12 protein-coding genes and 1 tRNA gene are annotated in these 13,772 nt (G+C 78.8%); 8 read left to right on the top strand and 5 right to left on the bottom strand.

Annotation, left to right across the window (positions count from 1 at the left end; genetic code table 11):
* Positions 1-142: 142 nt before the first annotated feature.
* The 6 genes from IEY75_RS06070 (at position 143) to IEY75_RS06045 (ending at position 4,149) form a co-directional block, all read left to right on the top strand.
* A complete protein-coding gene (locus IEY75_RS06070) occupies positions 143-916 on the top strand; it encodes a hypothetical protein (protein ID WP_189113204.1) in 774 nt (257 codons plus the stop codon).
* Positions 913-1,416 carry a hypothetical protein gene (locus tag IEY75_RS06065; protein ID WP_189113203.1) on the top strand — a complete coding sequence of 168 codons (504 nt, stop codon included), beginning with the start codon at positions 913-915 and terminating at the stop codon, positions 1,414-1,416. The genes IEY75_RS06070 and IEY75_RS06065 overlap by 4 nt, the downstream gene beginning before the upstream one ends.
* Entirely contained in the window at positions 1,406-2,002 is a 597-nt protein-coding gene (locus tag IEY75_RS06060) for a hypothetical protein (RefSeq protein WP_189113202.1), read from the top strand. The genes IEY75_RS06065 and IEY75_RS06060 overlap by 11 nt, the downstream gene beginning before the upstream one ends.
* Positions 1,999-2,157, top strand: coding sequence for a hypothetical protein (locus IEY75_RS06055; protein WP_189113201.1), 159 nt, complete (start codon positions 1,999-2,001; stop codon positions 2,155-2,157). Before IEY75_RS06060 ends, IEY75_RS06055 begins: the two co-directional genes overlap by 4 nt.
* Positions 2,158-2,175: 18 nt before the next feature.
* Positions 2,176-2,733 carry a hypothetical protein gene (locus IEY75_RS06050; RefSeq protein WP_189113200.1) on the top strand — a complete coding sequence of 186 codons (558 nt, stop codon included), beginning with the start codon at positions 2,176-2,178 and terminating at the stop codon, positions 2,731-2,733.
* A 276-nt stretch (positions 2,734-3,009) separates the two neighbouring features.
* Entirely contained in the window at positions 3,010-4,149 is a 1,140-nt protein-coding gene (locus IEY75_RS06045; protein ID WP_189113199.1) for an outer membrane protein assembly factor BamB family protein, read from the top strand.
* Here the strand turns inward: IEY75_RS06045 and IEY75_RS06040 are convergent.
* From IEY75_RS06040 to IEY75_RS06030, 3 genes are all read right to left on the bottom strand, one after another.
* A complete protein-coding gene (locus IEY75_RS06040) occupies positions 4,146-5,891 on the bottom strand; it encodes a selenocysteine-specific translation elongation factor (protein WP_189113198.1) in 1,746 nt (581 codons plus the stop codon). The genes IEY75_RS06045 and IEY75_RS06040 overlap by 4 nt on opposite strands.
* Positions 5,891-7,165 carry an L-seryl-tRNA(Sec) selenium transferase gene (gene selA / locus IEY75_RS06035; RefSeq protein ID WP_189113197.1) on the bottom strand — a complete coding sequence of 425 codons (1,275 nt, stop codon included), beginning with the start codon at positions 7,163-7,165 and terminating at the stop codon, positions 5,891-5,893. The genes IEY75_RS06040 and selA overlap by 1 nt, the downstream gene beginning before the upstream one ends.
* 61 nt (positions 7,166-7,226) lie before the next feature.
* Positions 7,227-7,322: transfer RNA gene (locus tag IEY75_RS06030), tRNA-Sec, on the bottom strand.
* An 80-nt stretch (positions 7,323-7,402) separates the two neighbouring features.
* Here IEY75_RS06030 and selD point away from each other — a divergent pair.
* Complete coding sequence (selD, locus tag IEY75_RS06025; RefSeq protein WP_189113196.1) at positions 7,403-8,389, top strand: selenide, water dikinase SelD; 987 nt, start codon at positions 7,403-7,405, stop codon at positions 8,387-8,389.
* A gap of 149 nt (positions 8,390-8,538) precedes the next feature.
* Positions 8,539-9,750 (top strand): serine hydrolase domain-containing protein, encoded by a 1,212-nt coding sequence (locus IEY75_RS06020; RefSeq protein ID WP_189113195.1) that lies wholly within the window; start codon positions 8,539-8,541, stop codon positions 9,748-9,750.
* Positions 9,751-9,756: 6 nt separating this feature from the next.
* On the opposite strand, the gene IEY75_RS06015 is transcribed toward IEY75_RS06020, so the two are convergent.
* Together IEY75_RS06015 and IEY75_RS06010 are read right to left on the bottom strand one after the other, a co-directional pair.
* Positions 9,757-10,614, bottom strand: coding sequence for an SWIM zinc finger family protein (locus IEY75_RS06015; RefSeq protein ID WP_189113194.1), 858 nt, complete (start codon positions 10,612-10,614; stop codon positions 9,757-9,759).
* A complete protein-coding gene (locus IEY75_RS06010) occupies positions 10,614-13,742 on the bottom strand; it encodes a DEAD/DEAH box helicase (RefSeq protein ID WP_189113193.1) in 3,129 nt (1,042 codons plus the stop codon). Before IEY75_RS06010 ends, IEY75_RS06015 begins: the two co-directional genes overlap by 1 nt.
* Between the last annotated feature and the right edge of the window lie 30 nt (positions 13,743-13,772).

Raw genomic sequence — 13,772 nt, 5'->3', positions numbered from 1 at the left:
TGTCCGCCTGGCCCGGAACGTCCTGACCTGCTACGCGTCGACCCCGGCGGCGAGGGCGGCCGGGGCCGAACGGCCGCTGGACGGCGCCGATGATCTCATCGAATATGGTGCACGGACGGCCGGTGATCCTGGGGGTGGAGCGTTGCGTGACCGCATGTCCGGCGCCGTGGCGCCCGAGCACGCGCCGCCGCCGGTCCAGCCGACCCGGTCGGGTCGCGCCTGGCGCCGGCAGACCGGCCGGGCGCCGGACGGCGCCGTCGTCGCCGTCAGCGGGGTCGGCGCGCTGTCCGGGGACTGGTTCTGGTCGCTGCGGGCGACCTCCCCGCGGGCGTCGGTCGGCCTCACCGTCGGCGCCGCCGGCTACCTGGGCCTGCGGGCGGCCGAGTTCCCCACCCCGGTCGAGGCGGTCACCTACCGGGGGCGGGAGCTGGCGCTGCGCTCCGGCGGTACCGCCGCCGAACCGCGCTGGCTCGCCGGCCTGCGCGGCGCCCGGCACGACCTCATGTGCGCCGGCCCGGGCGCGCCGCCGCGGCTGGCCGACCTCGTCGCGCTGCTCGCCGACCTGGACCCCGCCGACGCCCCGGGCGGGCTGGTCCTGCGGACGCGCGGCGACACCCGGCTCTGGGGGGTGTGCGGCCGGCAGTACGTGGCCGGCGTCGGCACGCTCACCGTCTACCCGCGCGCCGAGGCCGCGGGACTCGTGCCCGCGACGCCCGGCAAGGCGGTCGCGCACGGGCGCCTCTGGACCACGACCGCCGGCTTCGCGCCCGGTACCGGCGGCTACTTCGTGCACGCCGGGCCGACAGCCGTGGCGATGGTCCGCGACGAGCGCGGGATCGAGGCCGACGCCTCCGATGCCAGCGTCGCCGACCTGCTCGAATCCCTGCGCGTGGACTGGGCCGGGGCGCCGTCGTGACCGGCGTCCTGACCGCGGCGCTCGCGCTGTCCTGGGTGGCCATCGGGCTGCTGGCCGCCGGCTACGCCGCGCTCACGGTCCAGGTGCGGGAGCTGCGCGGGCCGGGCGGCCCCGCCGGGCTGGCCGGCCCGGCGCGGGTCCACGAACTGGCCGCCCCGCGGGCGCGGACCGTGGTCCTCGTGGTGGCGCAGAGCTGCGGCACCTGCCGCACCGTGTTCCCCGCGTGGGGCAACGCCGCCCGGCTGCTGCGCGCCCGCGGCCTGCACACCGCGGTCCTCAGCGCCGACGGGTCCGCGCACTGGGAGCTGGACCCCGAGGACCGGCTGGTCCTCCAGTCCCAGTTGTCGGCGCCGCTGCTGCTGGCCTACCAGCCGGCGCTGGCCGTGGTCGACCACCACGGCGCGGTCCGGTCGACCGAGCCCGTCGGGTCCGTCCGGCGGCTGGAGGAGCTGTGTGCGGCGCTCGCCGCGGACGGGACGGCGGTACCCGGTGAGCGCTGACTTCTTCGTCGACATCCCGACCTTCACCCCGGGCCAGCTCGGCGCCGGGCCGGCCGCCGGGCGGCCCCCCTCCGCCGGCCCGCCCGACTCCGCCGGCCCGCCCGACTCCGGCGGTCCGGCCGGGACCGGCGGGCGGCCCGAGCCCGGGGGGTGGCCGCGGGCGGGCGGGTTCGCGCGGCGGACGTTCCTGCGGACCGCCCTGGCCGGCGTCGGGGCGCTGGCGCTGTCCGGGCTGACCTGGCTCGGGGAGCGGCTGCCGGCGTCGGCCGCGCCGCCGGCCCGCGACTCGCTGCACCCCCAGCGCTGCATGGACGTCGACGTCCCCGGCGACACCCCGTGCTGGGGCCGGGAGCTGATCTCGGCCAGCTACTGCGCCGAGGACGGCCAGCACCGCACCGACACCGTGCGGACCGCCGGGGCGACGTACGCGCACGGGTGGGAGCCGACGTGCGGCGGGTACGCCGGCTGGTTCTGGCGCAGCCAGGGCCGGACGATCAACTGCTGGGACGGGTACGTCCGGGTGCGCGACGCGCACAGCGGCCGGGCGCACTACGCGACGACGAGCTGCCGGCAGGAGCTGGCGTGAGGGGGTACCGCCCGCTGCCGGTGACGCTGGCCGTGGCCGGCGCGGCCGGCGGGGCGGCGGCCGCCGCACTCGGCGCGGGCGGGCCGGCTGCCGCGGTCGTGGCCGCCGTGGGCCTCTGCGTCGTCGCCGGGCACTCGGTGTCCGGGTCGGTGTGAAGCCACAACTCAGCCGCGTTGCTGGCCTCGTCGGTCTGGCGGGGTGACCGGAGTGCCGCGTACTTCCGCCGCGGGCTGGTCCTCGGCGGGGCCGCGACCGGGGTGCTCGCCCTGCTGCCCGCCGCGGTGGCGCAGGCGGTGCTGCCGGCCGGGTGGCGGTGGGCGCTGTACGCGCTGCTGGTCCTCGTGTGCGCGGCCTGCGACGGCGGCCTGGTGCGCTGGCGGCTGCCGCAGAACGCCCGGCAGGTACCCAGCTCGATCATCGTGGACGCCGGTGGGGCGGGGGCGCTGCGGTTCGGCTTCGAGATGGGTACCGGGCTGCGGACGTACCTGCCCGGCCACCTGCCGTACGTGGCGCTCGGCGGCGCGCTGCTCGTGGCGCCCTGGTGGCTCGCGCCGGTGCTCGGGGCGGCCTTCGGCGCCGCCCGCACCGTGATGGTGTGGGCCGTGCTGGCCGGCGGCGACGCGACCGCCTGGGACGCCGCCCACCGGCGCCGCCGGCACCTGCTGGCGGCCGTGGGCTGGGCGGCCGCGGCGGTGTGCCTGGCGGTCGCCGCCGCGGCGACGCCGTGCTGAGCCGCTCGGGGACCCCACCAGCAGCTCACCGGCGAGTCCACCGCGTCGCCCGAAACTGAACCGCCACTCCGGCACCCCGCGCCCGCGGGAGCTGCGCCCGGCGCGCGGGGACCGTCGATCCTCACCTGGCCGAAGTCCGTTCAGGCGGTGCTGCCCCGGACGAGAGCCTCCGCTGCGAGGTGGCAGGCGGCGGGGTGGCGGCGTGCGCCCGGGGGGAGCATGATGGCGGCGCGGGCCGCGGGGCGGCCTGCGTGATCCTGTCCACGGGGGTGGCACATGGCGAGTCCTTTCACGACCTTGTCCCGGCGCGCGTTGCTGGGGGGCGCCGCGCTGGGCGCCTTCAGCGTCGTCGGCGCCCCGCCCGCGCGGGCGCGCCGTCGCCGCGCGGGTGAGCTGCCGGCGGTCCGGTGGCGCGCTCCGCTCCCCGGCGCCTTCGACGTGCACGCCGGCACGGTCTACCGCAGCACCCCGGGCAAGCTCCACGCCCACGCGGCCGCCGACGGCGCGGTGCGGTGGGAGGTGCCGTCGCACGTACAGGCGAAGGAGGCCGCCCACCTCGTCGCGGCCGGGCCGCGGGCCGTCGCCGCCGTCGCCCGGTACCGCAAGGCCGGGTCACCGGCGTACGACGCGCACGCGGAGACCGTCGACGGCGGCGGCCGGCCCCTGGGCGCCGTGCGCTCGTGCAGCGGTGTGCCCTACTGGTTCGACTCGACCCTGGTCCGGGCGGTGCAGGCCAGCAACTCCAGCTACCACTGGGTGGCGGCGCACGCCGAGGACGGCAGCCCGCTGTGGTCCACCTCGGACGGCGGCAGCCGTCGGGCGTGGTTGGCGACCCGGCCGCTGGCCGGACAGGTCTCCGCCCGCGCACTGCTCGTCCGCGACCGCACCGAGGACCGGCCCGCCAGCGCGTCGCTGGTGGACGTCCGGACCTGTGCCCCTTCCTGGACGCTGGAGGGAGTCCTGAGCGGGGGGGAGTGGGGGTACGACTCGGGCGGCCACCTCGTCCTGCCTACCGAGGCGGACGGTGCCGGGGTCGGGGCCGGGGTGCGCCGCCTGGACGCCGCCACGGGGGGCACGGTCTGGAGCGTGCCGGCGGACCTGCTCCAGGAGGCGGTGCCCTACCGCGACTCGGTCCTGGTCGGCGGCGCCGTCGGCACGGTCCGCAGCCTCGACGCGGCGACCGGCGCGCCGCGCTGGCAGGTGGACGTCGCCCGGGGCTTCGAGCGGATGCGGCTGGCGGTCAGCGGCGGCACCCTGCTCGTCAGGTACAACGCGACCGTGTACCCGCTGGACGCGGCGACCGGCGCGCCGCGCGGCGGGGCGTGGCCCGGGTACGTCACGCGGCTGACGGCCGACGCCACCGGCGTGTACGCGGCGGTGGACGACGAGCTGCTCGCCTTCGACCCGCTGCCCTAGGCGCCGGCGGCGAGGCGGCGGCGGGCGGTGTCGACCCGGACGGTGACCCCCGCGGCGTCCAGGTGCTCCAGCAGCGGGATCGCCACCCGGCGGGTCGTGCCCCAGGCGCGACGGGCGTCGCTGGCCGTGAACGCGGCGGGCAGCCCGGCCAGCGCCGCCGCCGCGCGGCCGGCGGCGTCCGGCCCCAGCACCACGTTGCCGGGCAGCCGCAGGAGCAGGCCGGCGCGGGCGGCGGCGGCGAGTTCCCGGCTGCCCAGGCCCAGCGCGGCGAGGCGGTCGTTGTCCGGCGCCGCGAACGGCGTCGCCGCCAGGGGCGCCAGCAGGGTCGCCACGGCCTCCCGCACGCGCGGCGGCAGCGCGGTGCCGGGCGCGGTGATCCGCCCCTCGCGCAGCGCCAGCGGCGGCGCCACGAGCGCGGCCGCCAGCGCCGGGTCGGGTAGGGCCAGGGCGGTCGTCGCCGCCTCGACCGGCATCGCCGGGTGCAGCGGGTGCGCGGCGGCGTAGGCGGCGACGGCGGCGGCGAGCCGGTCGCGCAGGCCGGCCCAGGTGCCGGCGTCGGCGTGCCAGTCGGCGGCGACCGGCGTACCGGGCGGAGCCACCCCCATCGCCCGCATGGTCGGGGCGCGCAGGAGGCCGTGCAGCGCGAGCAGCGCCGCGCCGTCCGGCGGGCTGCCGGCGGCCCCGAGCGCCGCGGCCCGGTCGGCGGCCCGGTGCCGGCGGTCCAGGGCGCGCGGCCGGACGTCCAGGACCGTCACGCCGACGACCGCGCCGGTGCCCGGGTCCCGCCACAGCGCCCGGTCCCCGGTGCGCAGCGGCAGGGGCCGGGAGAGCCGCAGCCGCGCGAGGCCGTCGCCAACGGGCCGCCAGCGCGCCGGTACCGCGGCGGCGCCGATGTGCAGCACCCCCTCCCGCGGCGGCGCCCCGGCCGGGTCGTGTCGCACGTCGACCTCGGCGGTGGGCAGCCAGGCGCCGGGGGTGAGCAGGGCCGCGCCGCGGTGCACGTCGGCGCGGTCCACGCCGCGCAGGTTGACGGCGACCCGGGCGGTACCCGCGACCTCCTCGCGCGCGCGGCCGAGGGCGTGCAGGCCGCGGACCCGCACGGGGGTGCCGTCGTCGCGCAGCAGCACGTCGCCCACCCGCAGCCGGCCGGCCTGGAGGGTGCCGGTGACGACGGTGCCGGCCCCGTCGATCGTGAAGCCGCGGTCCACCCAGAGCCGGACGTCGGCGCCGGGGTCGGCGGGCGGCAGGGCCGCGGTCGCGCGGTGCAGGGCCGCGCGCAGCTCGGGCAGGCCGGTACCGGTCCGGGCGCTGACCGGTACCGCCTCGATGCCGGCCAGGGTCGTTTCGGCGAGCGCCCGGCGCGCCTCGGCCAGCGCCGCCGTCGGGTCGGCGAGGTCGGCGCGGGTCACGGCGAGCAGGCCGTGCTGGACGCGCAGCGCGTCCAGGGCGCGTAGGTGCTCGTACGACTGGGCGCGCATCCCCTCGTCGGCGGCGACGACGAACAGGACGGCCGGGACCGGGCCGACGCCCGCGAGCATCGTGGCGACGAAGCGCCGGTGTCCGGGTACGTCCACGAAGGCGGTCGGCGGGCCGGCGGCCGGCGCGGTCCAGGCGAAGCCGAGGTCGATGGTGAGCCCGCGGCGCCGCTCCTCGGCGAGCCGGTCGGGGTGGGTACCGGTCAGCGCCTCGACCAGCGTCGACTTGCCGTGGTCGACGTGGCCGGCGGTGGCGACGAGGTACATCAGCGGGCGGCCAGCCGCGCGGCCAGCGCCGCGTCGTCGGCGGGGTCGACGGTGCGCAGGTCCAGCAGCAGCCGCCCGCCGGCCACCCGCCCGAGTACCGCCGGGGTGCCGGTGCGCAGGCCGGCGGCCGCGGCGGCGGGCAGCGCGAGCGCCACGCTGGGCAGGTCGACGCCGGGCGCCCCGCCCCCGCCGACCGTGGCGGTGCTGTCCACGACGGCCGGCGCGCCGCCGGCCGCGCGGGCGACGGCCTCCGCCCGGCGGCGCAGCCCGGCCAGGTCGGCGCGGAGGGCGGCGGTGACCGGCGGCTCCGGCCCGGTGAGCGTCGCCTCCAGGGCCGCGGCGGTGAGCTTGTCGATCCGCAGCGCGCGGGCCAGGGGGTGCCGGCGCAGCGCGCCGACCAGCTCCGGGTCCCCGAGCAGCAGGCCACACTGCGGGCCGCCGAGCAGCTTGTCGCCGCTGGCCGTCACCAGGGCGGCGCCCGCGCGCAGGGACGTGCGGGCGTCGGGCTCGTCGGGCAGCAGCGGCTCGGGTACCAGCAGGCCGGACCCGATGTCGTGGACCACCGGCGGGCCGAGCGTGGCCAGCGCCGCCACCGGCGCCTCGGCGACGAACCCGGTGAGCCGGAAGTTGGACGGGTGGACCTTGAGGATCAGCGCGGTGTCCGGGCCGACCGCCTCGGCGTAGTCGGCGAGGTGGGTGCGGTTGGTGGTACCGACCTCGCGCAGGCGCGCGCCCGCCGCGGCCAGCAGCGCCGGCAGCCGGAAGCCGTCGCCGATCTCGACCAGCTCGCCGCGGCTGACCAGGATCTCCCGGCCGCCGGCCAGGGCGGCGGCGACCAGCGTCAGCGCCGCCGCGTTGTTGTTCACCACGTGGGCGCCGACGGCGCCGCCGACGGCCGCGGCGAGCGCGTCGACCGCCGTGCGGGCGCGGGGGGCGCGGCGGCCGTCAACCAGGTCCAGCTCGATGTCGACGGTCCTGCCCGCCAGCCGCACCGCGTCGAGGGCGGCGGGGGACAGCGGCGCCCGGCCGAGGTTGGTGTGGACCAGGACGCCGGTCGCGTTGATCACCGCTCGCAGGCCGGTGGCGGCCGGCGGCAGCGCGGCCAGCGCGGCGTCGGCCAGGTCACCGGGGTCGAGCCGGCCGGCGCGGGCGAGCGCCGCCGCCGCGGCCACGGCGTCCTTGACCCGGTGCCGGCCGAGGCGGACCGCCGCGGCCACCAGCCGCGGGTCGGCCAGGACCGTGTCGGTGCGGGGGATCCGGCGTCGCCTGTCCACTCTTGCCTCCCGTGCGGCGGAACCGTCCGTGCGGCGGCTCCCGTGCGGGCGGACCCCCGGATGGCGGAGGTGGACGGGAATCGAACCCGCCGACGACGCGTCGCGCCGCCCACTGGTGTTGAAGACCAGGAGGGCCACCAGGCACCCACACACCTCCGCGCACACCCTAACCCGGCCGCCGCCCGCCGGGGGCGCCATGGGTCGGCGTCGATGGCGGTCCGTGGCTAGGCTGGGCGGATGGTGCGACTGACGGGGTACGCGGCCGGTGGCGGGTGCAGTTGCAAGCTGCCGGCGGGCGAGTTGGAGGCGATGCTCGCCGGGCTCGCCGGCCAGACCGACGAGCGGCTGCTGGTGGGGCTGGCGCACGGGGACGACGCGGCCGTGGTCCAGCCGCCCGGCGGCGGTCCGGCCGTGGTCGCCACCGCGGACTTCTTCGCGCCGGTGGTCGACGACCCGTACGACTTCGGGCGGATCGCCGCGACCAACGCGATCTCCGACGTGTACGCCGTCGGCGGGGAGCCGCTGGTGGCGCTGAACCTGCTGAGCTGGCCGCGGGAGCTGCTGCCGATGGACGTGGCGGCCGAGGTCCTGCGCGGGGGCGCGGCCGTGGCGGCGGCGGCCGGGTGCCTGCTGGCGGGCGGGCACAGCATCGACGACCGGGAGCCCAAGTACGGCCTCGCCGTCACCGGCACCGCCGACCCGGCCCAGCTCATCACGCTGGACGCCGGCCGCGCCGGGCTCCCGCTGTCGCTGACCAAGCCGCTGGGCGTCGGCGTGCTGAACTCGCGCCACAAGGCGACCGGCGAGGTGTTCCCGGCGGCGGTCGAGGCGATGACCACGCTGAACCGCGACGCCGCCCGGGCCGCCCGCGCCGCCGGCATCCGGTGCGGCACCGACGTGACCGGGTTCGGCCTCCTGGGGCACCTGTACAAGCTGTGCCGGGCCAGCGGGCTCGGCGCCGACCTGGACGTCGCCGCGGTACCGCTGCTGGCGGGGGCCGCCGAGGCGGTCCGCGACGGGTACGTCTCCGGGGGGACCCGGCGGAACCTCGACTGGGTGGCGCCGCACCTGGACGCCGGTACCGCCGCCGAGGACGCCGTGCTGCTGCTCGCCGACGCGCAGACCTCCGGCGGGCTCCTCGTCGCCGGGGAGGTCCCCGGCGCGCCGGTCGTCGGCGTCCTGCGGGCGGCCACGGCGGACGCGGCGACCCTGCGCCTCCGCTGACGAGCGGACGACCACGCAGGACGCCGTACGCGATCACCAGGACCTTCGGCCCTTCCGGCAGTCGTCCGGGTGACCACGGCGCGGGCCGTCCGGCGCCGGCGGCCCGCGCTCCCTACGCTGCGGTCAGTCGAGCTTTCGGAGGTGGCGTGGTGCGGTGGCGCAGGCGGTTCGGTGTGGCGGGGCTGGTCCTGGGGGTGGTCGCCGCGCTCGGCGGGCCGGCACCGGCGTCGGCGAGCGTGGACCGGGCGCGGCTGCGCGCGCTGATGGGCGCCGAGCGCGACGCCGGGATGCCCGGCCTGTTCGCCGAGGCGGCCGACGGCGGGGACCGGGCGGCGCTCGCCGTGGGCGTCGCCGACCTGGCCCGCCGCACCCCGATGCGCCCGGACCTGCGCCACCGGGTCGGCAGCATCACCAAGACCTTCGTCGCGGTGGCCGTGCTCCAGCTCGTGGCCGAGGGCCGGATCGGGCTGGACACGCCGGTCGGCCGCTACCTGGACGCGGACGTGTTCCCGCCCGTCGGCCCCGACGGCCTGCCGGACTCCCGGCGGGAGCGGATCACGGTCCGGCACCTGCTCCAGCACACCAGCGGGCTGGGCGAGTACGGGGCGCTGCTGGCCACCGCCGCCGTGGGGGACTGGGCGCGCCGGACCACGTTCGCCCCGGCCGCGCTGTTCGGGCTGGGGCTGGCGCTGCCGGTCACGCACGCGCCGGGTGCGCGCTGGTCGTACTCCAACACCAACTACATCGGCCTGGGCCTGATCGTGGAGAAAGTCACCGGGCGCACCCTGGAGCGGGAGATCCAGCGGCGGATCATCGACCGGCTCGGACTGCGCGACACCTACCGCCCGGGGACCGAGACCGTCATCCGCGGGCCGCACGCGCGGGCCTACGAGCCGGACGCCCGGGGCGTGCCGCGGGACGTGAGCCGGTCCAACGTCACGATCGCGGGCGCCGCCGGGGACCTGGTCTCCACCGCCGCCGACCTGAACCGGTTCTTCCGGGCGCTGTTCGACGGGCGGCTGCTGGCCCCGGCGCAGTGGACGGCGATGCGCACGACGGTACCGGTGCCCGGCGCGCCCGGCGTCGCCTACGGGCTGGGGCTGATGCACCTGCGGCTGCCGTGCGGGACGGCCGTGCTGGACGTGTGGGGCCACAACGGCTACGTGATCGGCTACGCCACCCACTCGTACCACGTGGCGGGCACCGACCGGCAGCTCACCGTCGGCGAGAACGCGCCGGTGCTGACCGAGGCGCTGGCCCGGGCGCAGGCGAACGTGCTGTACGGCGGCCTGTGCCCGACGGCCCCGACCGCGCGCGCCGGGGTCGGCGGCTTTCCCGCCCTCCCGCCGACCCTGCGGTAGCCCGAGTCAGCCCGGCGGCGGGATCGCGCGGTACGCCGGGCGCAGGATGTCCACCAGCGGGATGTGCCGGACGCGGACCGGCGGCGCCTCCAGGACGCGCAGCAGCAGCTCCGGGGGCGCCGCCGACGCGACCGTCACCCGCTCGCGCAGCCGGGCGACCGACACCGGGCCGCCATAGAAGGCGTCCACGTCGACCGGCGGCTCCGGCACGGCGGCGCCGGCCGGCCCCGGGCCGGGGTCGCCCGGGTGGGGGCCGGCCGGGTCGGTCCCGCCGGGGGCCGGCTCGCCGCGGAGCGCGGCCAGCAGCGTGTCCCGGTCCCGGCCGCGCCAGGCGAGGACGAGGAACGGGTCGTCGTCGAAGGCTTCGGCGAGCAGGTACAGGACCGCCGACAGGTGCTTGCACGGCCACCCGGGGTCGGGGCAGGAGCAGGCCATCTCCAGCGCGTCGGGGAACAGCGGCGCCCCGGCCGCGGCGAAGACGTCGACGATCTCGTGCGGCATCTCGCCGGCCAGCAGGGCGGCCCGGTACCCGGCGCGGGCGGCCAGCGCGTCGCGCAGCGCCGCCCACACCCGGTCGCCGTACGCCTCGATGCGGATCGCCACGTGGTAGGGCTGCGGCCGGGAGCCCTGCACCCGCCCCTCGACCAGTCCGGGGCCGACGGTGAAGTCGCGCACCTGGCCCTGCCGCGCGTACGCCCGCCCGCGGGCCAGCCGACCCCCGTCGCACAGCGACTCCAGCAGGTCCACGAACCGCCGCGACCACCACTGCGCGCCGAGCGACCCGCGCTGCCCGCGCGCCCGGATCCCGCCGTCCACCTTGATCGGCCGCCCCGCCGCGAACCACCCGTCCGGCCCGACCGGCATCACGCCACCGCCGCCGGGTCCAGGCGCAGCAGGTCGCGCAGGTCGTCGGTGGACAGTTCGGTCAGCCAGTCCTCGCCCGCCCCGACGACCCGCTCGGCCAGCGCGCGCTTCGACCGGATCAGCGCGTCGACGCGCTCCTCCAGCGTGCCCACGCAGACGAACTTGCGGACCTGCACGTTGCGCCGCTGGCCGATGCGGAACGCCCGGTCGGTGGCCTGGTCCTCGACGGCCGGGTTCCACCAGCGGTCGACGTGCAGGACGTGGTTGGCGGCGGTCAGGTTGAGCCCGGTACCGGCGGCCTTCAGCGACAGCAGGAAGATCATCGGCTCGTCGTCGGTCTGGAACCGGTGCACCAGTGCGTCCCGCTGCGCCTTGGGCAGCCCGCCGTGCAGCCAGAGGACGGGCCGGCCGAGCTGCGCCTCCAGGTACGGCCGCAGCATCGTGCCGAACGCCGCGTACTGCGTGAAGACCAGCGCCTTGTCGCCCTCGGCGACGATCTCGGCCGCCAACTCCTCCAGCCGGGCCAGCTTGCCCGAGCGCCCCGGCAGCCGGGAGCCGTCGCCGAGCAGGTGGGCGGGGTGGTTGCACACCTGCTTGAGCTTGGTCATCGCGGCCAGTACGTTGCCCCGGCGCTCCATGCCCGCCGACGCCGCGATCACGCCCATCATGTCGTTGACCACCGCCTGGTACAGCGTCGCCTGCTCCGGGGTGAGCCGGCACCACTCGGTCACCTCGACCTTCTCCGGCAGGTCGGTGATGATCGTCCGGTCGGTCTTGAGCCGGCGCAGCATGAGCGGGCCGGTGGCGCGGCGCAGCGCCGCGGCGGCGTCGTCGGCGTCGGCGGCCCCGGTCTCGATCGGCCGCTGGTACCGCTCGCGGAACGACGCGGCCGGCCCGAGCAGGCCGGGGTTGCAGAACTCCATCAGCGACCACAGCTCGGCCAGGTGGTTCTCCACCGGCGTGCCGGTGAGCGCCAGCCGGGTCCGGGCCGGGATCGCCCGCACCGCGCGCGCCTGCCGGGTGCCGCTGTTCTTGATCGCCTGGGCCTCGTCGCAGACCACCCGGTCCCACGGCTGCGCGCGCAGCTCGTCCAGGTCGCGCAGCGCCGTGCCGTACGTCGTGATCACCAGGTCGTGGTCGGCGACGGCGGCGGCCAGCGCGTCGCCGCGCAGCCGCCCGCCGCCGTGGTGCACGTGCACCCGCAGGTCCGGGGCGAACCGCGCCGCCTCCCGCTCCCAGTTGCTGACCAGCGACATCGGGCACACCATCAGCGTCGGGCCGGCCCGGCCGGCCTCCCGCTGGTGCAGCAGCAGCGCCAGCGTGGTGACCGTCTTGCCCAGGCCCATGTCGTCGGCGAGGATCCCGCCCAGTCCGGCGCGGGCGAGGAAGGCCAGCCAGGACAGCCCCCGCTGCTGGTACGGCCGCAGCGACCCGGCCAGGGCGGCCGGCGTCGGGGTGGGCCGCAGGCGCTGGTCGGCGGCGCCGGAGAGCAGGTCGCCGAGGACGCCGTCGGCGTCCACGTGGGTGATCGGCAGGATGTCCTCGCCGCCGGCCACCTCGCGCAGCGCCTCGGCCACGGTCAGCGTCCCGGACCGGCGGCGGCGCAGCAGCGCCAGGGCCGCCGAGAGCTGCCGGTCGTCCAGCTCGACCCACTGCCCGCGGACCCGGATCAGCGGCACCTTCTGCGCCGCCAGGGCCGTCAGCGCCGCCTCGTCGACCGCGGCGTCGCCGATCGCCAGGGACAGCGAGAAGTCCACCAGCTCGGTCCGGCCGACCCCGGCCGACCCGACCGCGCCGGGGCCGTCGGGGCGGCTGCGCGCGGTCAGCCGCACGCCCAGGCTCGTCCGCCCGGCCCACGCCGGGAGCTGGACGCCGAACCCGGCCGCCCGCAGCAGCGGGGCGCTGTCGCGCAGGAACTCGTGCGCGCCCGCGGTGTCGGTGCTCCACGACTGCGGCGCGGCGTCGCGCAGGGCCGCGTGCAGCGCGGGGAACAGCCGGCTCGCCCGGCCCAGGCCGGCCAGCAGGACCTCGTCCGGGCGCTCCGGCAGGCCGGGCGGCCGGGCGCCGGCCCACACGTCACCGGCCGGGACGTACAGGCTCGGGTCGTCCACCGACTGCAACGCCCACTCGACCCGCCAGATCTCCTGGTCGGAAGAGTTGTCCACAGGGTTGTCCACAGGCTCGACGGCCGTCGGCCCCAGGGGTTCGACCAGCCGGAAGCAGACCCGGGTGCCCGTCTCCGAGGCGTGCGCGGCGTCGTACCAGCGGCGCAGCGGCCGGGCCAGCGCGTCCGCCTCGGCGGCGGTCAGCGCCACCGTCGCGTCGGCGGCGGTCAGGGCCCACAGCCAGCGGTCGGCGGCGTCGGTCCGCGGGCCGGGCCGGGCGCCGCGCAGCAGCCGGTCGGGCAGGAGCCGCCGGGCGGCGGCGTCGACGAGCGCCGCCAGCACCCCGTCCAGCGCCTCACCCACCCCCGGAGGGGCGCCGTCGGGGGCGGCGAGCGCGCGGCAGGCGGCGGGCATGGCGGCGAGCAGTTCGGTGTGCGCCTCGACGTCGGCGCCGGTGCGGACCGGGCGCCAGCGCGCGGCGCGGCCGTCCCCCTCCGCGACGAGTTGGGGCAGCAGGCGGCCGCGGTGGACGAGGGCGCAGGCGTAGCCGGCGACGACGGCCAGGTACCGCACCGACCCCCCGGGCCGCCACGGCGCCGCGGACCCGTCGGCGCCGGCCTCGTCGAGGTCGGCGAGCAGGCGCAGGGCCTCGTCGGCGGTGAGGGCGACGGTGGGCACCTGCCACCTCGCCAGCCGCGGGCGCCGGCCGACGGGCGGGCGGCCGCTGTCCGGGGAGGGGGCCGGGGCGCTCCGGTGGCCGGGGAGCAGGGCGAGGTGGTGGCCGGGCTCGCCGCGGCCGAGGGCGGCGGCGAGCGCGGGGGCCGCCACGGCGTACGGGTGGGGCCGGGGACCGCGGCGGCGCGCCGCCGACCGGGCGGCGGGCGGCCCGGAGTTCCGCGGACTGGAGTCCGGCGGCCCGGAGTCGGGCGGCCCGGAGTCCGGCCGGGCGGGGTCCGGGGGCGGCGGGGCCTCGGCCCACAGCGTGAGGCGGTCGTCGACCCACGCGCCGTGCACCGTCAGCACCCGTAGCCCTCCCGCCCCGCGCCCGCCGGG

Source organism: Pilimelia terevasa (assembly GCF_014647915.1).
Lineage (GTDB): Bacteria > Actinomycetota > Actinomycetes > Mycobacteriales > Micromonosporaceae > Pilimelia > Pilimelia terevasa.
Note: the sequence above shows the minus strand (reverse complement) of the source record. Positions and strands in the feature narration are given on the sequence as shown.